This is a genomic window from Amycolatopsis sp. 195334CR, assembly GCF_017309385.1.
Lineage (GTDB): Bacteria > Actinomycetota > Actinomycetes > Mycobacteriales > Pseudonocardiaceae > Amycolatopsis.
In genome coordinates, this window is record NZ_JAFJMJ010000001.1 from 2,784,606 (window position 1) to 2,804,316 (window position 19,711).

At 70.1% G+C, this 19,711-nt stretch carries 26 protein-coding genes; 13 read left to right on the forward strand and 13 right to left on the reverse strand.

The genetic code is table 11. From position 1 onward, the window contains the following. Positions 1-52 precede the first annotated feature (52 nt). The gene (locus tag JYK18_RS13585; protein WP_206802419.1) at positions 53-1,180 is read right to left on the reverse strand and encodes a folate-binding protein YgfZ; all 1,128 of its coding nucleotides are present in this window, start codon (positions 1,178-1,180) and stop codon (positions 53-55) included. A 29-nt stretch (positions 1,181-1,209) separates the two neighbouring features. Between JYK18_RS13585 and JYK18_RS13590 the strand changes: the two genes are divergently transcribed. Further along, positions 1,210-2,058, forward strand: a complete 849-nt coding sequence (locus JYK18_RS13590; protein WP_206802420.1) for an aminodeoxychorismate lyase — start codon at positions 1,210-1,212, stop codon at positions 2,056-2,058. Here the strand turns inward: JYK18_RS13590 and JYK18_RS47990 are convergent. The 10 genes from JYK18_RS47990 to JYK18_RS13635 all read right to left on the reverse strand — a co-directional run bounded on the left by JYK18_RS47990 (position 2,049) and on the right by JYK18_RS13635 (position 8,482). Beyond that, a complete protein-coding gene (locus tag JYK18_RS47990) occupies positions 2,049-2,753 on the reverse strand; it encodes a hypothetical protein (RefSeq protein ID WP_307795898.1) in 705 nt (234 codons plus the stop codon). The genes JYK18_RS13590 and JYK18_RS47990 overlap by 10 nt on opposite strands. A gap of 17 nt (positions 2,754-2,770) precedes the next feature. Beyond that, positions 2,771-3,631 (reverse strand): biotin-dependent carboxyltransferase family protein, encoded by an 861-nt coding sequence (locus JYK18_RS13600; RefSeq protein WP_206802421.1) that lies wholly within the window; start codon positions 3,629-3,631, stop codon positions 2,771-2,773. Beyond that, entirely contained in the window at positions 3,628-4,239 is a 612-nt protein-coding gene (gene pxpB / locus JYK18_RS13605; RefSeq protein WP_206802422.1) for a 5-oxoprolinase subunit PxpB, read from the reverse strand. Before pxpB ends, JYK18_RS13600 begins: the two co-directional genes overlap by 4 nt. An 11-nt stretch (positions 4,240-4,250) precedes the next feature. Further along, on the reverse strand, positions 4,251-4,865 hold the full coding sequence (locus JYK18_RS13610; protein ID WP_206802423.1) for an FABP family protein: 615 nt from the start codon (positions 4,863-4,865) through the stop codon (positions 4,251-4,253). A 175-nt stretch (positions 4,866-5,040) separates the two neighbouring features. Next, on the reverse strand, positions 5,041-5,349 hold the full coding sequence (locus tag JYK18_RS13615; RefSeq protein ID WP_162788664.1) for a DUF1416 domain-containing protein: 309 nt from the start codon (positions 5,347-5,349) through the stop codon (positions 5,041-5,043). Next, complete coding sequence (locus JYK18_RS13620) at positions 5,349-6,185, reverse strand: sulfurtransferase (protein ID WP_206802424.1); 837 nt, start codon at positions 6,183-6,185, stop codon at positions 5,349-5,351. The genes JYK18_RS13615 and JYK18_RS13620 overlap by 1 nt, the downstream gene beginning before the upstream one ends. Positions 6,186-6,232: 47 nt before the next feature. After that, positions 6,233-6,667 carry a DUF4395 domain-containing protein gene (locus tag JYK18_RS13625; protein WP_206802425.1) on the reverse strand — a complete coding sequence of 145 codons (435 nt, stop codon included), beginning with the start codon at positions 6,665-6,667 and terminating at the stop codon, positions 6,233-6,235. Between the two features lie 87 nt (positions 6,668-6,754). Next, the gene (locus JYK18_RS48295; RefSeq protein ID WP_374195014.1) at positions 6,755-6,856 is read right to left on the reverse strand and encodes a putative leader peptide; all 102 of its coding nucleotides are present in this window, start codon (positions 6,854-6,856) and stop codon (positions 6,755-6,757) included. 65 nt (positions 6,857-6,921) lie between these two features. Then, on the reverse strand, positions 6,922-7,308 hold the full coding sequence (locus tag JYK18_RS13630; protein WP_206804218.1) for a thioredoxin family protein: 387 nt from the start codon (positions 7,306-7,308) through the stop codon (positions 6,922-6,924). A 295-nt stretch (positions 7,309-7,603) separates the two neighbouring features. After that, positions 7,604-8,482 carry a DUF2993 domain-containing protein gene (locus JYK18_RS13635; RefSeq protein WP_307795899.1) on the reverse strand — a complete coding sequence of 293 codons (879 nt, stop codon included), beginning with the start codon at positions 8,480-8,482 and terminating at the stop codon, positions 7,604-7,606. Positions 8,483-8,668: 186 nt separating this feature from the next. Between JYK18_RS13635 and JYK18_RS13640 the strand changes: the two genes are divergently transcribed. The 6 genes from JYK18_RS13640 to pstB all read left to right on the forward strand — a co-directional run bounded on the left by JYK18_RS13640 (position 8,669) and on the right by pstB (position 14,477). Beyond that, a complete protein-coding gene (locus JYK18_RS13640; RefSeq protein WP_206802427.1) occupies positions 8,669-9,415 on the forward strand; it encodes a response regulator transcription factor in 747 nt (248 codons plus the stop codon). A 9-nt stretch (positions 9,416-9,424) separates the two neighbouring features. Beyond that, positions 9,425-10,300 (forward strand): mycothiol synthase, encoded by an 876-nt coding sequence (gene mshD / locus JYK18_RS13645; protein WP_206802428.1) that lies wholly within the window; start codon positions 9,425-9,427, stop codon positions 10,298-10,300. Positions 10,301-10,522: 222 nt separating this feature from the next. Beyond that, a complete protein-coding gene (pstS, locus tag JYK18_RS13650) occupies positions 10,523-11,662 on the forward strand; it encodes a phosphate ABC transporter substrate-binding protein PstS (RefSeq protein ID WP_206802429.1) in 1,140 nt (379 codons plus the stop codon). 55 nt (positions 11,663-11,717) lie between these two features. Then, positions 11,718-12,764, forward strand: a complete 1,047-nt coding sequence (gene pstC, locus JYK18_RS13655; RefSeq protein ID WP_206802430.1) for a phosphate ABC transporter permease subunit PstC — start codon at positions 11,718-11,720, stop codon at positions 12,762-12,764. Between the two features lie 3 nt (positions 12,765-12,767). Next, the gene (pstA, locus tag JYK18_RS13660) at positions 12,768-13,694 is read left to right on the forward strand and encodes a phosphate ABC transporter permease PstA (protein ID WP_206802431.1); all 927 of its coding nucleotides are present in this window, start codon (positions 12,768-12,770) and stop codon (positions 13,692-13,694) included. A 6-nt stretch (positions 13,695-13,700) separates the two neighbouring features. Then, positions 13,701-14,477: a phosphate ABC transporter ATP-binding protein PstB gene (pstB, locus tag JYK18_RS13665; RefSeq protein ID WP_206802432.1), complete on the forward strand. Its 777-nt coding sequence runs from the start codon at positions 13,701-13,703 to the stop codon at positions 14,475-14,477. Positions 14,478-14,484: 7 nt separating this feature from the next. Here the strand turns inward: pstB and JYK18_RS13670 are convergent, their stop codons facing one another. Beyond that, on the reverse strand, positions 14,485-15,054 hold the full coding sequence (locus JYK18_RS13670; protein WP_206802433.1) for a TIGR03086 family metal-binding protein: 570 nt from the start codon (positions 15,052-15,054) through the stop codon (positions 14,485-14,487). 85 nt (positions 15,055-15,139) lie between these two features. Between JYK18_RS13670 and JYK18_RS13675 the strand changes: the two genes are divergently transcribed. The 3 genes from JYK18_RS13675 (at position 15,140) to JYK18_RS13685 (ending at position 17,034) form a co-directional block, all read left to right on the forward strand. After that, positions 15,140-16,048, forward strand: a complete 909-nt coding sequence (locus tag JYK18_RS13675) for a DMT family transporter (RefSeq protein WP_206802434.1) — start codon at positions 15,140-15,142, stop codon at positions 16,046-16,048. 306 nt (positions 16,049-16,354) lie between these two features. Continuing rightward, the gene (locus tag JYK18_RS13680; protein ID WP_206802435.1) at positions 16,355-16,555 is read left to right on the forward strand and encodes a hypothetical protein; all 201 of its coding nucleotides are present in this window, start codon (positions 16,355-16,357) and stop codon (positions 16,553-16,555) included. Next, positions 16,552-17,034: a helix-turn-helix transcriptional regulator gene (locus tag JYK18_RS13685; protein WP_206802436.1), complete on the forward strand. Its 483-nt coding sequence runs from the start codon at positions 16,552-16,554 to the stop codon at positions 17,032-17,034. Before JYK18_RS13680 ends, JYK18_RS13685 begins: the two co-directional genes overlap by 4 nt. On the opposite strand, the gene JYK18_RS13690 is transcribed toward JYK18_RS13685, so the two are convergent. Next, positions 17,035-17,616, reverse strand: coding sequence for a TetR/AcrR family transcriptional regulator (locus tag JYK18_RS13690; protein ID WP_206802437.1), 582 nt, complete (start codon positions 17,614-17,616; stop codon positions 17,035-17,037). 53 nt (positions 17,617-17,669) lie between these two features. On the opposite strand from JYK18_RS13690, the gene JYK18_RS13695 reads away from it, so the two are divergent. From JYK18_RS13695 to JYK18_RS13705, 3 genes are all read left to right on the forward strand, one after another. After that, positions 17,670-18,308 (forward strand): 1-acyl-sn-glycerol-3-phosphate acyltransferase, encoded by a 639-nt coding sequence (locus JYK18_RS13695; protein WP_206802438.1) that lies wholly within the window; start codon positions 17,670-17,672, stop codon positions 18,306-18,308. 4 nt (positions 18,309-18,312) lie between these two features. Beyond that, positions 18,313-18,741 (forward strand): hypothetical protein, encoded by a 429-nt coding sequence (locus tag JYK18_RS13700; protein ID WP_206802439.1) that lies wholly within the window; start codon positions 18,313-18,315, stop codon positions 18,739-18,741. A 111-nt stretch (positions 18,742-18,852) separates the two neighbouring features. Continuing rightward, complete coding sequence (locus tag JYK18_RS13705; protein WP_307795900.1) at positions 18,853-19,476, forward strand: GGDEF domain-containing protein; 624 nt, start codon at positions 18,853-18,855, stop codon at positions 19,474-19,476. Positions 19,477-19,711 lie beyond the last annotated feature (235 nt).

Genomic DNA, 19,711 nt, shown 5'->3' on the forward strand with positions numbered 1-19,711 from the left:
CGATGAGGTACCAGTGTGGCGCAAAATTTCGCATCCGGAAGGGACCACTCGCTCAGCCACGCAGCCGGGCAGCCGCTTCGCGCCCCGGCGCGGCCTTCTCCGCGGGTACCGAGTCGGGGTCGACGGTGGCCTGGATGCGCCGGTCCTCGGCACCGGCCAGCAGTTCTTCCGTGGTCGGCGCGGACCGCTTGAGCAGGGCGAGCGCGATCGGGCCGAGTTCGTGGTGCTGGATGACGCTGCCCACCCGGCCGACGGTCTTCTCGCCGAGCAGCACCGGATCACCCGTCTCGGGGGTGATTTCGGGCGACCCGTCCAGGTGCAGCAGCACCATCTGCCGCGGCGGGCGGCCGACGTTGTGCACCTTCGAGACCGTCTCCTGGCCGCGGTAGCAGCCCTTCGCCACGTGGGCGGCGGAGCCGATCCAGTTCACCTCGTGCGGAATCGTGCGCTCGTCGGTGTCCACGCCGACGCGGGCGTGCAGCGATTCCACGCGCAGCGCGTCGTAGGTCCAGCTGCCGGCGGGCCGGGCACCCGCGTCGGTGATGCGGGTCCACCAGTCGGCGAGGTCGGCGCGCGGCACCACCAGGTCGACGCTGCTGCGGCCGGGCCACGGCATGCGCCGCGCGAAACCACCCTCGAACGAGGCGACGTCGTACGGCGCGTCGCCGAGCGAAATGCCCAGCGCGTCGAGGATCCGGCCGGACTCGGGGCCGAGCAGGGTGAGCAGCGCGTGCTCGGCGGTGGTGTCCCGAATGTCCACTTGGGACCAGAACTTCATCGCCTCCAGGTAGCCGATCAGCGGCTGCTGCCCGCCCTTGGGCAGGGCGCTGGTGGCCACCGCGCCCGGATCGGTGTCCAGGTGCACGGTGTCGCCGGTGTGGGCGAGCACCATGTGCGACTCCACCCGGCCGTGCGTGTCGAGCACGAGTGCCTCGGTACCGCTGTCCGCCGGGAGTCCGGTGACGTGCTGGGAGATCACCAAGTGCAGCCAGGACAACCGTTCCGGGCCGCTGACGCTGATGAACTCGCGGTGCGAGCGGTCGACCACCGCCACCGACCGGGCGGCGGTGCGCTGCTCGGCGAACGGATCACCCCAGTGCCAGGGCACGCCTGCCTCCGGGTGGTGGTCCGGGGTCGGGACCGCGCGCGGAAGTTCCAGCAAGGGTGAGCTGTAGGGCATGTCCCCATGCTAGTGAGTAGGGTCGGCGTATGCGCGTGCTTGCTTTCCTGGACGGAACTCTGGCCGATCCCGACGCCGCCCACCTCCGGGTCACCGATCTCGGCCTGCTCCGCGGGGACGGGGTCTTCGAAACGATCCTGGTGGCCGACGGCGAGCCAAGGGAGCTGGGCCCGCACCTCGACCGGCTGGCCCGGTCGGCGGCCATGCTCGACCTGCCCGAGCCCGACGCGGCGGCCTGGGAGCGGGCCGTCCGGCAGGTCGTCGAGAACTGGCCAGGCGACGGCGAAATCGCGGTGAAACTGGTCTACACCAGGGGGTTGGAGGGCGATCCCGCCGCCGAGCCGACCGCGTTCGCGCTCGGGCTGGAGATCGATCCGAAGGTGTTGCGCGCGCGGGCCGAGGGCGTCGCCGCGGTGACCCTCGACCGCGGCATCGACCCCGGGCTGGCCGAGCGCGCGCCCTGGCTGCTGCTCGGCGCGAAGTCCCTCTCCTACGGGGTGAACATGGCCGCGTTGCGCGAGGCCGACCGCCGCGGGGCGTCGGATGTGATTTTCACCGCTACCGACGGATCGGTGCTCGAAGGCCCGACCGCGACCGTGGTGCTGGTGCGCGGCCGGACGCTGTCCACCCCGCCCCCGAACATCGGCATCCTGCCCGGCACCACGCAGGCCGCCGTCTACCGCGGTGCCGAGCGCGCCGGGTTCACCGCCAAGATCGAGGACCTGACGGTGGACGACCTGCACTCCGGCGACGGCCTCTTCCTCGCCTCCTCGGTGCGCAAGCTGACCAGGGTGCACACCCTCGACGGCAAGGCCCTGCCCGACGCCACCGCACTGCACCAGGAGCTGAGCGCGGCCTACGAAGCCGTCTACGCCTGATCCAGCACGCTCAGCAGGCTGCCGAAGTCGCGGTGCGCCAGCGCCTTGTCGCTGAACGCGCCGCGCACCTCGGCGGCGGTGATCGGCGGCGCGTCCAGCCGCGAGATGCGCACCACCTGCGGCACCACCTTCTCGGCCAGGTAGGCCGCCACCTTGTGGTGCCCGTCCAGGATGAACCCGCTGTAGCGCCGCTTGCCCGCGAGGTGCAGCAGCGCCGCGGTCGGCCGGTACCCGGCGCGGATGGCCGTCCGGTAATAGCCGACCCGCGGTTCGTCGGCGGGCGGCCACTCCTCCGTGGGCACCAGGTAGCGGTCCGGTTCGTCCTCGTAGAGCCACTTCGGCTCGTCCGCCTCGACCCCCATGACGTACCAGTCGCGCTGCTCGGCGGCCGCGGTGAACAGCGGCTCCGGACCGCTCAGCTCGTACCGCCCGTCCGCGAGCAGGTCCGTCAGCGGCCGCAGCGTCTCGGTCAGCGGCCGCCGGATCTGCCCGGTGGCCAGCGCGATGCGCAGCCGGTCGGTCATCTCCGGCCGGGCCGGTGCGGCCGGCGCCCGCGCCACCAGCCTGCCGATCGACCCCTCGTACGCCGAACTGTCCAGCGCCGCCACCGAGCCGCGCAGGTACAGCAGGCTCTCGACGTAGTCCTGCTCGGCAACTCTCCCCCTGATGTCGACAACGCCTTCGTTGCCGCTCACCGTCACCTCTTCCATACTCAGGTCGACGAGCGGAAGCGCAGCTTGGTTCCTGGCCGTGCCTGTGCCAGTGCGGCGAGTGATTTCGCTCCCACTACACCGAGTACCGGATAACCGCCGGTGCTCGGGTGGTCGGCGAGGAAAACCACTGGCAGGCCGCTCGGCGGCAGTTGCACGGCCCCGGTGAGGATGCCTTCGCTGGGTAGTTCCGCCCCGGCACGGTCAGCCGATCGGCGCAACGCCGGTCCGTCGAGCCGCAGGCCCACCCGGTTGGACTCCGGGGTGACCGTCCACGGCCCGGCCAGTTGCGCGGCGGCGTCGTCGAACCAGTCGTCGCGCGGGCCCAAGCGCACCGGCACGCTCAGCTCGTCGGGAAAGGACGGTGGCGCCAGCACGTCCACGCCCGCCGGGACCCCGGTCGGGGCACCCACCGGCAGCACGTCACCGGCGGCGAGCGGTGGCGGCCCGATCTCGGAGAGCACGTCCCGCGACCGGCTCCGCAGTTCCGGCGCGACCGCGATGCCGCCGGAAACCGCCAGGTAGCACCGCAAACCGCGGGCGGGCGTGCCGAGCGCGACGGTCTGGCCGGTGCGCAGGTGCACCGGGACGTGCGAGCCGACCGGCCTGCCGTCGACGGTGACGGACACCGCCGCGCCGGTCACCGCGATCGTGCAGGACGCCCCCGCGCGCAGCCGCAGCCCGCCGAGCAGCGCCTCGATGCCCGCCGCGGACTCGGGATTGCCGGTGAGCCGGTTCGCCAGGCGCAGCGCGGGCTGGTCCAGCGCACCCGACGGCGGTACGCCCAGGTGCGCCAGCCCCGGCCTGCCCAGGTCCTGCACCAGTGCGGCCGGGCCGGGGGCCAGCACCTCGAGTGTCCTCATCGGACACTCCGGAAGCGCACGCGGTCACCGGGCGAGAGCAGGGCGGGCCGCTCGGCGCGTGGATCGAACAACGCGGTCTCGGTGCGCCCGATCAACCGCCAGCCGCCCGGCGAGGAGCGCGGGTAGACCCCGGTGAACTCCCCGGCCAGGCCGACCGAACCGGCGGGCACCCGCGTCCTCGGACTGTCCAAACGCGACTGCCGGAGCGGTTCCGGCAACCCGGTCAGGTACCCGAAACCGGGCGCGAAACCGGTGAACGCGACGGTGTACTCGGCGCCGGTGTGCAGGTCGACCACGTCCGCGGTGCTGATGCCCGCGGTCCGCGCCACCTCGTCGAGGTCGTCACCGTCGTAGTGCACGTCGATGGTGATCTCCCGCGGCTCACCGGACGGCGGGTGGTCGAGGTCGGCGGCTTCGACCAGGGCACGGATCTCGCCGAGTGCGCCGGATCCGGGTGCCACCGCGACCAGCACGGTGCGTGCGCCCGGCACTATCTCGGTCACCTCGGGCACCGCCGCGGCGGCGACCACGGCACGGACCGCGCCGGCCTCCTCGAGCGAGGAGCACTCGATCAGCGTCGCGTCGGGTCCGTAGGGCAGCCAGCGCATCGAGCCGCGGCTCAGCCCACCACGCGGCGGAGGTAGGCGGACACGTGCGGCTGCATCTCCTCGCCGACCATCGCGCGCTCCTCGACGTACCCGAGGTCGGCGTTGTTGATCAGGCCGTACAGCCGCTTCGCGCCGGTGACCTCCTTGGCCGAGGTGCTGCGGACCACCGCGTCGGTGGCCATCTCCCACGACGTGAGGTTGCGCGGCTCGCCGTAGAACAGCTCGACGATGCCGGTGTTGTGCGCGAGCAGCAGCTCGAAGGAGTCGTCCGGCTGCGGCCGCCACCAGCCGGTCTCGCGGGCGGCCGGGCGGATGACCTCGCCGTTCTCGTCGAGCAGCCACGAGCGCGCCTCGTGGTAGAGGAACGGGCGGCCGTCGTGCGCGATGGTCAGCTGCTGCGCGAACCGGCGCGGGCCGTCGATGGTGGGGTAGCTGATCTCCCCTTCACCGCGCCAGACGCCGACGAGCGGCAGCAGGGGCACGCACTGGGCGTGCAGTTCGGGACCTTCCCGCAGGTTCGCCGTGTCGGCCGGGATGGGCAGATCGTCGAACTGGGGGAGGTTGAGCGCGCGCGTCTGCTCCGCGCGTTCAGCCGCGGCCTGGATCGCGTCGTCGCCGGAGGTCATGGGGTCAGCGGTTGTCGGTGTAGAGGCGGTACACCACGTACGCGGCGAACCACGTCACCAGGACTCCCGACAGCACCAGCAGCACCGTGAAGAAGATATGCACGCGTGCAGGATAACCGGACACAAAACGAGGGGCCCTCCCGGCCGGGAGAGCCCCTCGTACGAAAAGCCGTGGTCAGGAGACCGCGACCGCCAGCCGGTGCAGGCCGGGGCCGTCGGCGGTGACGCTCGCCTCACCGTTCCCGGTGCGGTGCAGCGCCCGCACGGTCCACTCGCCGGGCGCCGCGTAGAAGCGGAAGTCGCCGTCGGCCGAGGAGACCACCTCACCGGTGAAGTCGCCGCCCGAGTCGAGCAGGCGCACGAAGGCACCGCCGATCGGGCCGCCGTCACCGGTCACCTTGCCGGCCAGCACGACCTGGCCGTTGGTGTCGAAATCGGCCGGGGTGGCCTCCTGCGCCGGAGCGCCGCAACCGTCGTCCGCCATCACTTCGCTCCCGTCTCGACCGGCACGCCGACCAGCGAGCCGTATTCGGTCCACGATCCGTCGTAGTTCTTCACGTTCTGGTAGCCGAGCAGCTCGCGCAGGGCGAACCAGGCGATCGAGGAGCGCTCCCCGATCCGGCAGTACGCGATGGTGGCCTTCGACTCGTCGAGACCCTCCGCGGCGTACAGCTCCTTGATCTCTTCCTCGGTCTTGAAGGTGCCGTCCTCGTTGGCGACCTTCGCCCACGGCACGTTCAGCGCGCCGGGGATGTGGCCGGGCACCTGGGACTGCTCCTGCGGCAGGTGCGCCGGGGCGAGCAGCTTGCCGGAGAACTCGTCCGGCGACCGCACGTCGACGAAGTTGTTCGAGCCGATGGCCTGGACGACCTCGTCGCGGAAGGCGCGGATCGACAGGTCCTGCTCCTTGGCCTGGTACTCGGTGCGCTCGCGCTTGACGTCACCGGTGTCGAGGGGGCGCCCGTCCAGCTCCCACTTCTTGCGGCCGCCGTCGAGCAGCTGCACGTTGTCGTGGCCGTAGAGCTTGAAGTACCAGTAGGCGTAGGCGGCGAACCAGTTGTTGTTGCCGCCGTAGAGGATGACGCGGTCGTCGTTGGAGATGCCCTTCTCCGAGAGGAGGGCCTCGAAGCCGGCCTTGGAGACGAAGTCGCGGCGGACCGGGTCCTGCAGGTCCTTGCGCCAGTCGAACTTCACCGCGCCACGGATGTGCCCGCCGTCGTAGGCGGTGGTGTCCTCGTCGACCTCGGCGAAGACCACACCGGGGGTGTCGAGGTTCTCTTCTGCCCATGCTGTGGTGACCAGCACGTCTTCACGGCTCATGGAGCGGCACTGCCTTTCTTGGGTTCGGGACGGGTTTTCTCTTCGGCTCAGGTGGGTTTGGCGGTCGGCGCGAACCGCCTGATCAGCAGGTACACCTCGCAGCCGAGGCAGAAGTTGACCGCCGCGTTGAGGAAGGCCGCGAACAACGCGAAGGCGGTGGCGACCACCCCGAGCGCGGTCACCTCGGTGGCGTAGCCGATCGTGCCGACCAGCGCGAACACGAAGCCGACGGCCTGCGCGAACCGCAGCGGTGCCGCGTCCTCGCGCTCGGTGGGCGGCTTCAGCCGCGGGGCGACCAGGTAGCGGTAGAGCAGGGAGTACGGCGCCGGTTTGAGCCCGACGAAGGCGCCGATGGCGAAGACCACCGTCTGGGCGGCCAGCAGTGGCCACCAGCCGGTGACCAGCACGACGGCCAGCACGATGGTGGTGAGCACGGCCGCGAAGCGGGGGCCTCGGGGATCGACCGCTGGTCCTGCCGACATGCCACCTCCTTGGCTCGGGTGGGCGCGTGGGTACGCACGGGGAATGAGCTGGGGGAGAAAGGGGTCACCGACGACGCGGTGACCGCGTCAGCGGCGACAGAGGCTGCTGCGGACCCGGCACAGGTCGACCGCGCGCCGCTGGGTCAGGAACCAGCGCCGCATGGAGGAGTCCGGCTGTGGCAGGTGCACGAGCGCCAGCGTACCCACGCTTCCCTCAGAGTGGGAACACTGCTCACCTGATGGGACGGATCCCGCTATGCGGACAGCTGGAGGTGTGGTTCGAGGGCTTTCAGCAGGTCAGGGGCCTTGGGTAGGCCGCCGACCCGGAGCAGCTCGCGACCGTCGGCGGCATAGGCCACCGTGGTCGGGGTGCGCAACACGCCGAGCCGCTGGGCGACCTCGGGCTGGTTCGTCACGTCGAGGTCGACGTGATGGAGCCCGTCGGTCTTGTCCGCGAGGTGGGTCAGCAGCGCCCGGGTCTGACGGCAGGGCGCGCAGAAGGTGGTGGAGATCTGCACCAGGGTGACCGCGGCGGTCGGGTCGAGCGCCTCGGCGACCGGCGCGGGCAACCGGGTGGCGGGCCTGACGCCCCGCCCCTTCGCCCCGGCTGCCTTGCGCTGTGGCCCGGCTGCCTCGCGCACCGGCCCGACCGCTTCGTGTCCCGGCTCGGCTGCCTCGTGCCCCGACCCGGTTGCCTTGCGCCCTGGCTTGGCGGGCTCGTGCCCCGGCTCGGTCGAGTCTCGCCCCGGCTCGACTGCTTCGGTTCCGGGGCCGGTCGCCGTGCGGGCTGCTTCGGTCGCGGGTGCCGCGGCCTCGGAACCGACCGGTTCCGTCACCGGCTTGGCGAACTTGATCCGGCCGTCCCGCCGCTGCAGCAACAGACCGGCCGCGGTCGCCACGACCAGCGTGCCGAGCAGCACCCAGATGCCGACCAAGTCACCCTCCCGCGTTCGCCCCGGCTCCGGCGAAGGTCACGTTCTTCGCCTCGCCCTTCAGGATCACCGCGCCCTGCTCCACCCGCACCGCCTTCGGCGTCACCTCGAACGGCAGGCTGCCGGCGTCGATGGTGGCCTTGAAGTTGGGCAGCAGCGCCTTCTGCACCTGAGGGGGAACGACGGTGGTCTCGCCGTCATTCCCGAACTGGAGCCGCTCGGGCGTGATGTGGATCGACGCGCCGTCCAGCTCGATCATCGCGAAGCAGTACAGCTCCAGCTTCTCACCGGCCAGCTGCAGGGTGCCCGACATGCGGACCCCGGCCGAGGCGTCGTCCTCCGACTCGTCGCCCGGCTCGATGGTGGTCGGCGCGTCGGGGTCGGAACCGCCGTTGAGCACGTAGTCGTCGCTGGCCGGGTCGATCTTCAGGTTCTCGATCTTGGTCAGCGGCTCCACCCTGGCGATGTCGCTGTCCTTGATCTTGACCTGGCCCTCCAGCGTGCCGATCTTGATCGAGTCGACCTTCCCACCGACCAGGTCGGACAGCGGGGCCTGCACGTCGCGCAGGTCCGCCTTGAGCTCCACGTCCCGCAGGAGGTCCTGGATCGGCACCCCGGCGGCGGACAGCGAGATGTGACCGTACTCACCACCGAGCGCCTGGGTCAGGAACGGGAAGCCGTGCACGGTGACCGACGGGTCCTCGGTCAGCTTGAACTGCTCACGGGCCTTCTGGGACACCGTGTGCTCGGCGAACGCGGCGGCCCCGAAGTCCGCCGCGGTGAGGATCGCGGCCAGCACCACCACCACGATGATGATCCGCCTCGCCCGCCTCCCGCGCGGTCGCCCTTCGGGTCGTGGGGCGCTCGTGTCGTACTGGGTCACCGGGCCACTCACTCGTCCGCGCTTCCTCTCACCAGGTGTTCTGGATCGACGCAAGCTGCCGTGATCGGATGTGACCAAGGTGGCAGCGCTATGTCTTTCCCGTGTTCAGTCGCTATTCTCACTCAGCACCGACCCGAGCCGTTCTCCGAAGCGGCGTGCTCGCGACAACGATAAGGCGGTGTGGCGATGAGCCTGGACCTGCTGGTGCTGACCGCGGAACCGGATGCCACTTCGGTGCTTCCCGCGTTGGATCTGCTGCCGCACACCGTACGCGTCCGGCCGCCGGAGGTCACCGCCCTGCTCGACGCGGGCCACCGCGACGTGATCCTCCTGGACGCGCGTACCGACCTGGCCTCGGCGAAGAGCCTGTGCCGGCTGCTCAAGGGCGCCGGTGACGAGGACACCGCCACCCCGGTGATCGCCGTGGTCGGCGAGGGCGGCCTGGTCGCGGTCAGCTCCGAGTGGCGCACCGACGACATCATGCTCCCCACCGCCGGCCCGGCCGAGGTGGACGCGCGGCTGCGGCTGGTCAGCACGCGCGACGGTGGCGGCCAGCAGGCCGACGCCGAGGTCCGCATCGGCGACCTGGTGATCGACGAGGCCACCTACACCGCCCGCCTGCGCAAGCGCACCCTCGAACTGACCTACAAGGAGTTCGAGCTGCTCAAGTACCTCGCGCAGCACGCCGGCCGGGTGTTCACCCGCGCCCAGCTGCTGCAGGAGGTCTGGGGTTACGACTTCTTCGGCGGCACCCGGACGGTCGACGTGCACGTCCGGCGGCTGCGCGCCAAGCTCGGCCCGGAGCACGAGCAGATGATCGGCACCGTGCGCAACGTGGGCTACAAGTTCGAGCGCCCGGTCAAGGGCGCGAGCAAGCCGATGGCCGCCGAGCCGCAGGCCGAGGTGCCGCAGCAGGAGTTCTCCCGCCGATAGATTGGCGGTATGTCGAACGCGCGGTGGTCGGAGCAACTGGACGAGGCCGGGCGGGTGCGCGAGTTGTTGCGCGCCGCCCGCGAGGCCGACGGGCGGCCGGAAGAGGTCGAGCCGCCGTCCGGCGGGCTGCACCTGCTGGCGCACGAGGACGGGGCACTGGTCGGGTACACCCACCTCGACACCAGTGGGGACTCGTTCGGCCGCCAGGTCGCCGAGCTGGTCGTGCACCCGGACCACCGCCGCCGCGGTCACGGCACCGCGATGACGCGGGCGCTGTTCGCCCGTGACGGCGAGCTCCGCGTGTGGGCGCACGGTGATCACCCCGGTGCCGCGCGGATCGCTTCGAAGCTCGGTCTTCAGCGCGCGCGGGAACTCCTGGTGCTCAGCGCGGAGGTCGACGGCCAGGAGTGGCCAGAGCCGACCCTCGCCGAGGGGGTCTCCCTGCGCACCTTCGAACCCGGTCGCGACGAGCAGGCCATGGTCGCGGTGAACGCGCGTGCCTTCGACTGGCACCCCGAGCAGGGCGCGCTGACCGTCGACGAGGTGCGGGAAACCGAGCGCGAACCCTGGTTCGACGCCGACGGCTTCTTCCTCGCCGAGCGCGACGGCGAGATCATCGGCTTCCACTGGACGAAGGTGCACCCGCCGAACCCGACCCGCTTCGGCGGCGAGCCGGTCGGCGAGGTCTACGTGGTCGGCGTGGATCCCGGCGCGCAGGGCGGCGGCCTCGGTAAGGCGCTGACCCTGGCCGGGCTCCGGTACCTGCGCGAGCGCGGCCTCAAGCAGGTGATCTTGTACGTGGAAGGGGACAACGCCCCGGCCGTCGCCGTGTACACGAAACTGGGTTTCCAGCGCTACGAGGTCGACGTGCAATATTCCCGTTAACCCGGAGCCAGCGTCTCGTCACGGTGGGCAAACACCCAGGTCACGGGCAGGACACGAGCGGCTGTCGAGTCTAGTAGCACTGCTCACAATGGCCGCCTTGTTCACCTTCCGTTCATTTGTTGACGGTCAGCCGTCCACTGTCGCTGCCTACTGTCCGGAATCGGCGCGGCCAGCCGCCGCGGCCGAAACCCCCCGGACTCTCTTCCACGCGGAGGAAATGCAGTGAAGATCAAGCGGCCGCACGCGGTCATCGGCCTGGTGGCGGGTGCCGCCCTCGTGCTGACGGCCTGTGGCTCCGACCCCGCGGCGACCAACAACAGCGCCCCGCAGACCGGCGCCGCCGCGGCGCCGTCGGGCACCGCCCAGGTCGACTGCGGTGGCAAGAGCCCGCTGTCGGCTGAAGGTTCGTCGGCCCAGAAGGCCGCGATCGACATCTTCAACCTGAAGTACCAGCAGAAGTGCTCCGGTCAGCAGCTGAACTACAACCCCAGCGGCTCCGGCGCGGGGGTCAAGCAGTTCATCGCCGGCCAGGTCGACTTCGCCGGTTCGGACTCGCCGCTGAGCGCCGAGAAGGGCGAGGTGGAGAGCGCCAAGCAGCGCTGCGCCGGCAGCGAGGCCTGGAACCTGCCGCTGGTGGTCGGCCCGGTCGCGGTCGCCTACAACCTGCAGGGCGTGGACAAGCTGGTGCTCACCCCCGAGGTCACCGCCAAGATCTTCAACGGCGGCATCAAGACCTGGGACGACCCGGCGATCAAGGCGGTCAAGGGCAACGAGAGCCTGAACCTGCCCGCCAAGCCGATCCAGGTCGTCTCCCGCTCGGACGAGTCGGGCACCACCGACAACTTCCAGCTGTACCTGAAGGCCGCCGCGCCGCAGGCGTGGACCCAGGGCGCCGGCAAGCAGTTCAAGGGCGGCGTGGGCAACGGCGCGGAGAAGTCCAACGGTGTGGTCGAGGCCGCCAAGGCCGCCGACGGCGCGATCACCTACGTCGAGGCCGCCTTCGCCAAGGACGGCGTCAAGCCGGCCCTGATCGACAGCGGCGCCGGTGGCGTCGAGCTGACCCCGGAGAACGTCGCCAAGACGCTCGACGGCGCGAAGTTCAAGACCGAGGGCACCAACGACCTCGCGCTCGACCTGGACGCGATCTACTCGTCCAAGGCCGCGGGCACCTACCCGCTGCTGCTGGTCACCTACGAGATCGTCTGCTCGAAGTACACCGACCCCGAGGTCGCCAAGGCGGTGCGCGCCTACCTGAACGTGGCCGCCACCGACGGCCAGCAGCCGCTGGCGGAGAAGGGCTACGTGTCCATCCCGCAGAGCCTGCAGGACAAGGTGCTGACCGCGGTCAAGGCAATCGCCTGACCTGCTTGCGGACAGCTTGAGACGAGGGTAGAGACAGGCCAAGGCGATCATGCCGATGAACGAGCCAACCTCGACGCGGACGCCCACCGGTGACCCCGGTGGGCGTCCGCCGTCCGCATCCGTGCCGGAGGGTCCGATTTCCGAGCAACCAGCCCCCGACCGCGCCCGGCAGGGCAGCAAGGTCCGGCCGGGCGACCGCATCTTCAAGAACCTGACCACCGGCAGCGGCATCTTCGTGGTCATCCTGATCGGGTTGATCGGGTTGTTCCTGCTGCTGCAGGCGATCCCCGCGCTGCAGGCGAACCAGGTCAGCTTCTTCTCCAGCGTCTGGGAGACCAGCGACTCGAAGAACCTGAAGTTCGGCATCGCCGACCTGCTGTCGGTGACCGTGGCCACCTCGCTGGTCGCGCTGGTCATCGCCATGCCGGTGTCGCTGGGCATCGCGTTGTTCCTCACCCAGTACGCCCCGCCGCGGCTGGCCAGGCCGTTCGCCTACATCATCGATCTGCTGGCCGCCGTGCCGTCGATCATCTTCGGGCTGTGGGGCCTGCTGTTCCTGGCGCCGACCATCGAGCCGGTGGCGCAGTGGATCAACGACACCTTCGGCTGGATCCCGATCTTCGGCGACGGCAACATCGCGCCGAACATCCGCAGCACCATCTTCACCGCCGGCGTGGTGCTCGCGGTGATGCTGCTGCCGATCATCACCTCGCTCACCCGCGAGGTGTTCGAGCGCACGCCGACCGCGCAGATCGAGGGCGCGCTGGCGCTGGGCGCCACCCGCTGGGAGGTCATCCGGACCACCGTGCTGCCGTTCGGCAAGGCGGGCTACATCGGCGCCTCGATGCTCGGCCTCGGCCGCGCGCTCGGGGAGACGATCGCGCTGTCGATCATCCTGTTCATCCCGGTCGGGCGGACCTTCGACTGGAGCGTGTTCGACGGCGGTGCCACCTTCGCCTCGAAGATCGCCTCGAACTACGCGGAGTTCAACGACGTCACCTCGGCGGGCGCCTACATCGCCGCCGGTCTGGTGCTGTTCCTGCTGACCTTCGTGGTCAACTTCGCGGCCCGGTCCATCATCGGCGACAAGAAGGGGGACTGAGCCATGACCGCGACGATTCCCGACGCCGACCGGCCGGCCGTCACACCGGCGTTCCAGCAGGTCAGCCTGGCGCGCAAGAGCAAGAACGGGCTGGCCACGGTGCTGGTCTGGCTGGCTTTCCTGGTCGCCGTGATCCCGCTGGTCTGGGTGCTCTGGACGGTGGTCGAGAGCGGGATCACCCGCATCCCGTTCACCAACTGGTGGACCGAGGACTTCTCGCAGGTGCTGTCCGACGAGGTCGGCGGCGGCGTGCTGCACGCCATCGTCGGCACCCTGCTGCAGGGCCTGGTCTGCGCCATCATCGCGGTGCCGCTGGGCCTGCTGGTGGCCATCTACCTGGTCGAGTACGGCAGCCGGACGAAGCTGGCCAAGGTGACCACGTTCATGGTCGACATCCTGTCCGGGGTGCCGTCGATCGTGGCCGCGCTGTTCATCTACGCGCTCTGGGTCACCACGCTGGGCCTGCCGCGCAACGGCTTCGCCGTGTCGCTGGCGCTGGTGCTGCTGATGATCCCGGTGGTGGTGCGGTCCTCGGAGGAGATGCTCCGGATCGTGCCGGATGACCTGCGCGAGGCCTCCTACGCGCTGGGCGTGCCGAAGTGGAAGACGATCGTGAAGATCGTGCTGCCGACCGCGCTGTCCGGCATCATCACCGGCATCATGATGGCGCTGGCCAGGGTGATGGGCGAGACCGCGCCGCTGCTGGTGCTGGTCGGGTACTCGTCCTTCGTGCACTGGGACATGTTCCAGGGCGAGATGGCCTCGCTGCCGCTGCTGATCAACAACGAGCGCGCGACCAACTCGATGACCGAGGGCAGTGTCGGCTTCGACCGCATCTGGGGCGCCGCGCTGACGCTGGTGCTCATCATCGCCCTGATCAACCTCGCGGCCACGCTCATCGGGCGCCTGGTCGCCCCCAAGAAGAAGTAGGAACTGATGGCCAAGCGCATCGATGTCAAGGACGTCGACATCTACTACGGCAAGTTCCACGCGGTGGACAGCGTGACGCTGTCGGTGCCGCCGCGGAACGTGACGGCGTTCATCGGGCCGTCCGGCTGTGGCAAGTCGACCGTGCTGCGGACGCTGAACCGCATGCACGAGGTGATCCCGGGTGCCCGGGTCGAGGGCCAGGTGCTGCTGGACGGCGAGGACATCTACGCCGGTTCGGTGGACCCGGTGCAGGTCCGGCGGACCATCGGCATGGTGTTCCAGCGGCCGAACCCGTTCCCCACCATGTCGATCAGGGACAACGTGGTGGCCGGGCTGAAGCTGGCCGGGACGAAGAACAAGAAGCAGCTGGACGAGGTGGCCGAGCGCGCGCTGCGCGGCGCGAACCTGTGGAACGAGGTCAAGGACCGGCTCGGCAAGCCGGGCGGTGGCCTCTCCGGCGGTCAGCAGCAGCGGTTGTGCATCGCGCGGGCGATCGCCGTGCAGCCGGACGTGCTGCTGATGGACGAGCCGTGCTCGGCGCTGGACCCCATTTCGACGCTGGCGATCGAAGACCTGATCGCCGAGCTGAAGAAGGAGTTCACCATCGTCATCGTCACGCACAACATGCAGCAGGCGGCGCGCGTGTCGGACCAGACGGCCTTCTTCAACCTGGCCGGCGTTGGCCAGCCGGGGCAGCTCGTGGAGCTGAACGACACCGAGAAGATCTTCTCGAACCCCGACCAGAAGGCGACCGAAGACTACATCTCCGGTCGCTTCGGCTGAGGGCTTCCTAGCGAGGACGGCGGCCGAGGTAGCGGAGCAACTCCGCGGCCTCGCCGCCGTTTTCGCTGTTCAGGGCGGGTGCGTACGCGCCATACGCGCGCAACGGCTCGACGATCGCCTCGGCCGTCGGCCGCAACTCGCGGGCCAGCTCGTCGGAAAGCGGCGACGGCTGCCCGGTCGCGATCGCGATGTCCCAGGCGTGGATCGCCGCGTCGAGCGCGCACGCCCCGGCCCCGATGGCCACCGGCAGCTTGTTGGGCGGGACGGGCACCGGCACCTCGGTGGTGTTGTCGTCCACCGTCGCCCAGGCCTTCGCCGCCGCGTCGATGGCGGCCTCGACCAACTCTCTGGGGTCTCTGCCGTCAAGTTCACCCGAAGGCGCGAACGGGTCCTCGGTCGGCCCGTCCCCGCCGGTGAGGAACGCGGCGAAGCCGAGCTGGTCCCCGGCGGCGTGCTGGAGGACCTGGGTCACGTTCCACTGGTCGCAGGGGGTGGGGAGGCCCCACCCGTCGTCGGGCACGCCGTTGACGGCGGTGCGGAGGGCCTGGTGGGCTGCTTCGAGCGTCTTCTTCCACATGCCATGAGTGTATCAGAACGGAATGCTCTATTCCAATAGGTTGCGGCATCCGGGATTGTCGGAGTGGATTGGTACGTTCGTACCCATGGTCAGTGCGTACATCGGCGGTGCGGGGGAACCGCTGCCCCGGCCGGGTCTCCTCGCCCTCGCCGGGCGGACGCTCGGTGCGGTGCCGCCGACGTTGCAGGTGCTCATCGGCATCGTGAGTGTGCAGGTCGGGGCCGCTTTCGCGAAGCAGCTGTTCGCCATCACCGGGCCGTCGGGCACGGTGACGCTGCGCCTGTTCTTCGCGGCCGTGGTGTTGTTGCTGATCTGGCGCCCGGCGCTGCGGATGGGCCGCCGGGCGGTGCCGGTGGTGCTCGGGTACGGCCTGGTGCTGGCCGCCATGAACATCTTCTTCTACCAGGCGATCGCCCGGATCCCGCTGGGGATCGCGGTGACCATCGAGTTCCTCGGCCCGCTGGGTGTGGCGCTCGCCGGCTCCCGCCGCTGGCGGGACGCGGTGTGGGCGTTGCTGGCCGCCGGCGGGGTGATCCTCCTGTCGGAAACCCGCGGGGACATCTCCCTGCTCGGGATGGGTTTTGCCCTGGCGGCGGGCCTGTGCTGGGGCGCCTACATCCTGCTCGGCGCGGCACTGGGGAGTCGCACGAGCGAGGGCAACGGGCTGGCGCTGGCGATGGCGTTCGGTGCGCTGGTCGCCATGCCGACCGGGGTGATCGAGAGCGGGACGAACCTGCTGGACCCGTGGGTCCTGTTCATCGGGTTGATGGTGGCGCTGCTGTCGTCGGTGATCCCGTACTCGCTGGAGCTGGAGGCCCTGCGGAAGATCCCGCCGCGGGTATTCGGCATCCTGATGAGCCTGGAACCCGCGGTGGCGGCCGTGGCCGGGTTGATCGTGCTGGGTGAGGCGCTGCACGTGCCCCAGTGGCTGGCGATCTGCTGCGTGGTAGCCGCCTCGATCGGCGCCACCCGCTCAGCCAAGCCCGACGTGTAGTCCCCTGGCGCGACAACGGATCGCGCTCACGAGGCCCGTGTGCTGCATGGAATTCGTTGCCCGGGTGACTCCGTGAGTTGTTGCGTGGCAACGGCGTTGCCCGCGTGGGCCGTGAATCGTTGTGTGACAACAGCCTTTGCCCGCCCAGATCCCGCGCTCTTAGGTGAATAGCTATCCGCGCCCCCGGATAAATCGTTGTGTGGCAACGGAATCGGGGCGCCCCGACTCGCCGACACCCAATCCATGAAACGTCCGCCTCCCATGATCGATAGTGGCATATGCCACTATTTGTACGAGGGGGTGGACATGGGTCAACGAGACGAGCGTGCCCTTGCCCGGTTGATCAGGGTCAACCGCGGCGTCGGCACCGTGGTGATGCGCCTGACCAGGGAAATCGACGACGCTGAGTTCAGCGCCGCCGAGTTGCGGCAGCTCGCGGAGCTGCTGGCCGGTCTGGCCGAGGAGGCGCGCGAGCGCGCCGAACGGATCGAAGGGGTGGGCCGATGAGCGGCGTGTCCGTGGATCCGGACTTCGACCAGCCGTTCCGTGAGGTGCTCGGCGAGCACCTCCGCCGGCTCCGGCGGGCGCGCAAGCTCAGCCGCGAGCAGGTGTGCGCGCGGCTGCACAACGACATGTCGATCGGCACGCTGGGCAGCTACGAGTCCGGCGCCCGCCGCCTGACCGTGTCGCGGCTGGTGGAGCTGTGCGAGGTGCTCGGCACCACCGCGCACGAGGTGCTCGCCGACGTGCACCGGGACCTGCGGAAGGTGGGCCCGCGCATCCGCGTGCGGCTCAAGGTGATCACCCGCGCGCGGAACCCGGAGTTGCGTCCGCTCCGCGCGTGGGCGGAGGCGAAGGTGGCCCTGTTGCCACCGGGGCCGGACCCGGAGATCGAACTCGACGAGCCCGCACTCCGGGAAGCCGCCACCCTGTGCGGCCTCAGTCCGGTCGAGCTGCTGTGCCTGCTCCAGGAGAAACGCGGGTAGTCAGCCGAGGGTTCGTGCCAGTGCGAGGCGCGCTCGGGACAGGGCTTGCGGATCTCCGCTCAGGTGGAGTGCGTGGTTCGCCGCGAGGATGGTGCCGATCAGGTCGAACAGGATCTGGTCGGCGTCACCATCGAGGTCACCGTCGGTGAGGGCCAGCCGCACGTGCATCCGCAGGTCACGCTCCCACAGGGCGCTCATCCCGGCGATCGCGTCGCGTACCGGGCCTGGGCGCCGGTCGAATTCGGCGGCGGCGGAGACGAAAAAACCACCGCACGGGTGGGTCAGGTGGGCCAGCCACGCCTCGCACAGCGCGCGCAGGCGGGGCAGGCCCGGGGTGGTGCCGGTGCTCGGCTCCACCACCTCCCGCCCGAACTGCTCCGTCGCCGTCTCGACCACGGCCAGCTGCAGCGCCTCCTTGGCCCCGAAGTGCCCGAGCACACCCGACTTGGACAGGCCGAGGTCCGCCGCGAGCCGCCCGATGGTGAGGCCGTCGAGACCTTCGACGGTCGCCAGTTCGACCCCGCGGTCGAGGATTGCGGACCGGGTGGATCGGGCATCGGTGACAGAACGGCGTGGGCTCACCGGCCGATTTTAGCGTCCGACCGATCGGACGCTAAAAGAGCTATAGTGCGCACGTGATCCTTCTCCGACTGCTCTTCCGCCTGGTTTTCCGGCCGGTCGTGCGCGGCCACGAGCACCTCCCGCGCACCGGCCCGGTCATCCTCGCCAGCAACCACCTGTCCTTCATCGACAGCGTGGTCCTCCAGCTGGTCACCCGCCGCCAGGTCCACTTCCTGGCGAAGGCCGAGTACTTCCAGGGCACCGGGCTCCGCGGCCGCGTGATCCGCTGGTTCTTCACCGCGACGGGCGCGGTGCCGGTGGAGCGCGGCACGCACCGCGCGGCGCGGGGCGCACTGGAAACCGCGCTCGGCGTGCTCGCCGACGGGAAGGTGTTCGGCATCTACCCCGAGGGCACGCGCTCGCTCGACGGCAGGCTCTACCGCGGCCGCACCGGCGTCGCGTGGCTGGCGCTGACGGCGGGCGTGCCGGTGGTGCCGGTCGCGCTCACCGGCACCGACCGCCTCCAGCCGGTCGGGCGGAAGCTGCCGCGCCCGCACCGGGTCGGCGTCACCTTCGGGCCGCCGATCCACCGCAGCGGACCACCGAAGTCGGGCCCGGCGCGCCGCGAGGTGACCGACGAGGTGATGCACGCGATCCAGCGGATGTCGGGCCAGGAAACCGCGCCGGAGTTCAACAGCTCCCCGGTAATCTGACCGCATGCGGAAAGCGGTGGCCCTGGCGCTCGCCCTGCTGGTCAGCGGCTGCGGAGTGACTCCGCTCAAGCCGCGGCAGGAGACCGACACCGACCTGATCGGCCGCTACTTCGACAACTTCAACCGGGCCGGCGACCAGGGCCCCGAGGAGCAGGAGCGCTTCCTCGAAACCGTGCAGCACCCGGACTTCACCGGCCAGGACTGCGACCTCGGCGACCTCACGCTCGACGTCTACCCGGCGATGTCCACCGCCCGCCCCGATCCCGAGTGGTCACCCGATGGTGGCGACCCGCCGCGGGGCGAGGTGTACGTGGTGGCGGTGTCGCTGACGATCCGCCGGGCGGGCGCCGCGATCGGTGAGCAGATCGCCTCGCAACGCGTAGTTCTGCTCGATCGACGGGTTTACGGCTTCGCTCCGTGTCCGAAATCGTGAACCGGTTACGCTTCGTCGTCCGGTTGAGCGATTTTCGCCTTCGCCGCGTCCCGATATCTCAAGCGCCGCCTCTTGCTCGACGACGAACATCAGGTGGCGGAGGTGAAAGCGGTGTCAAAGGACGGGATCGCAGTCCACGCCGAGGCCGCGGATCTGCCCGCGCTGCACGAGACGATGGCCTCCGTTTTCGCCGCCCAGGGCAACTGGGAACGCGCCTACCTGCACCTTCGCTCCGCGCTCGAGCGTGACGCGCTCACCGCGGGTTACAACCGCCGCTTCCTCGACCAGCAGCTGGCGCGGCTCGCCGACGGCCACCTGTCGCTCGCGATGGTCGACATCGACCTGTTCAAGCACGTCAACGACACCTTCGGGCACCTCGTCGGCGACCGCGTGCTGCGGAGCGTGGCCGCGCTGCTGAAGCACGAACTGCCGCACGGCGCCTTCTGCGCGCGTTACGGCGGTGAGGAGTTCGTGCTGGTCATGCCCGATTTGGGCGCCCGTGAGGCATTGGCGACCGTCGAGCGGGCACGGCTCCGCGTGGCGCGGTACGCGTGGCACCGCGTGCGGCCGGGCCTCGCCGTGACGGTCAGCGCGGGCCTGACGGCCAGGCCGGGACCCGCGGAGGAACGCCTCCGCGAAGCCGACGCCCTCCTTTACGCGGCCAAGCGCGCCGGCCGTAATGTGGTCGCCTATCCCGATTCGGAAATTCCCGGACAGATTCGCCACTCTGGGTAACTCGTGTTCGCGCGAATTCCCACTGCGGGTGATAACCGGTGGACTGGAACCTGTCGGTAACCCGCTGAACTCACACCGTGTGTAAAAACATCACGGGATGGTGTCGTCACGAACGGCGGGTATCCGTAGGATAACGAAAGCCATCCGGCTGGCGATGATCCTCCGGAGCCCGCCTGCCCCGAGTCCAGTCGAGGAACGTGGTCGACTCACCACCGTTGTGCTGAAGGGAGACTGA

Bases quoted from the DNA above. Each gene is read 5' to 3' on its own strand.
- JYK18_RS13640 (WP_206802427.1), top strand. From the start codon at position 8,669: ATGAGCCTGGACCTGCTGGTGCTGACCGCGGAACCGGATGCCACTTCG.
- JYK18_RS13610 (WP_206802423.1), bottom strand. From the start codon at position 4,865: ATGACCTCCGGCGACGACGCGATCCAGGCCGCGGCTGAACGCGCGGAG.
- JYK18_RS13590 (WP_206802420.1), top strand. From the start codon at position 1,210: ATGCGCGTGCTTGCTTTCCTGGACGGAACTCTGGCCGATCCCGACGCC.
- mshD (WP_206802428.1), top strand. From the start codon at position 9,425: ATGTCGAACGCGCGGTGGTCGGAGCAACTGGACGAGGCCGGGCGGGTG.
- JYK18_RS13680 (WP_206802435.1), top strand. From the start codon at position 16,355: ATGGGTCAACGAGACGAGCGTGCCCTTGCCCGGTTGATCAGGGTCAAC.
- JYK18_RS13620 (WP_206802424.1), bottom strand. From the start codon at position 6,185: ATGAGCCGTGAAGACGTGCTGGTCACCACAGCATGGGCAGAAGAGAAC.
- JYK18_RS13625 (WP_206802425.1), bottom strand. From the start codon at position 6,667: ATGTCGGCAGGACCAGCGGTCGATCCCCGAGGCCCCCGCTTCGCGGCC.
- JYK18_RS13675 (WP_206802434.1), top strand. From the start codon at position 15,140: ATGGTCAGTGCGTACATCGGCGGTGCGGGGGAACCGCTGCCCCGGCCG.
- pstA (WP_206802431.1), top strand. From the start codon at position 12,768: ATGACCGCGACGATTCCCGACGCCGACCGGCCGGCCGTCACACCGGCG.
- JYK18_RS13615 (WP_162788664.1), bottom strand. From the start codon at position 5,349: ATGGCGGACGACGGTTGCGGCGCTCCGGCGCAGGAGGCCACCCCGGCC.
- JYK18_RS13670 (WP_206802433.1), bottom strand. From the start codon at position 15,054: ATGTGGAAGAAGACGCTCGAAGCAGCCCACCAGGCCCTCCGCACCGCC.
- JYK18_RS13585 (WP_206802419.1), bottom strand. From the start codon at position 1,180: ATGCCCTACAGCTCACCCTTGCTGGAACTTCCGCGCGCGGTCCCGACC.
- JYK18_RS13700 (WP_206802439.1), top strand. From the start codon at position 18,313: ATGCGGAAAGCGGTGGCCCTGGCGCTCGCCCTGCTGGTCAGCGGCTGC.
- JYK18_RS13600 (WP_206802421.1), bottom strand. From the start codon at position 3,631: ATGAGGACACTCGAGGTGCTGGCCCCCGGCCCGGCCGCACTGGTGCAG.
- JYK18_RS13685 (WP_206802436.1), top strand. From the start codon at position 16,552: ATGAGCGGCGTGTCCGTGGATCCGGACTTCGACCAGCCGTTCCGTGAG.
- pstC (WP_206802430.1), top strand. From the start codon at position 11,718: ATGAACGAGCCAACCTCGACGCGGACGCCCACCGGTGACCCCGGTGGG.
- pstB (WP_206802432.1), top strand. From the start codon at position 13,701: ATGGCCAAGCGCATCGATGTCAAGGACGTCGACATCTACTACGGCAAG.
- pxpB (WP_206802422.1), bottom strand. From the start codon at position 4,239: ATGCGCTGGCTGCCCTACGGACCCGACGCGACGCTGATCGAGTGCTCC.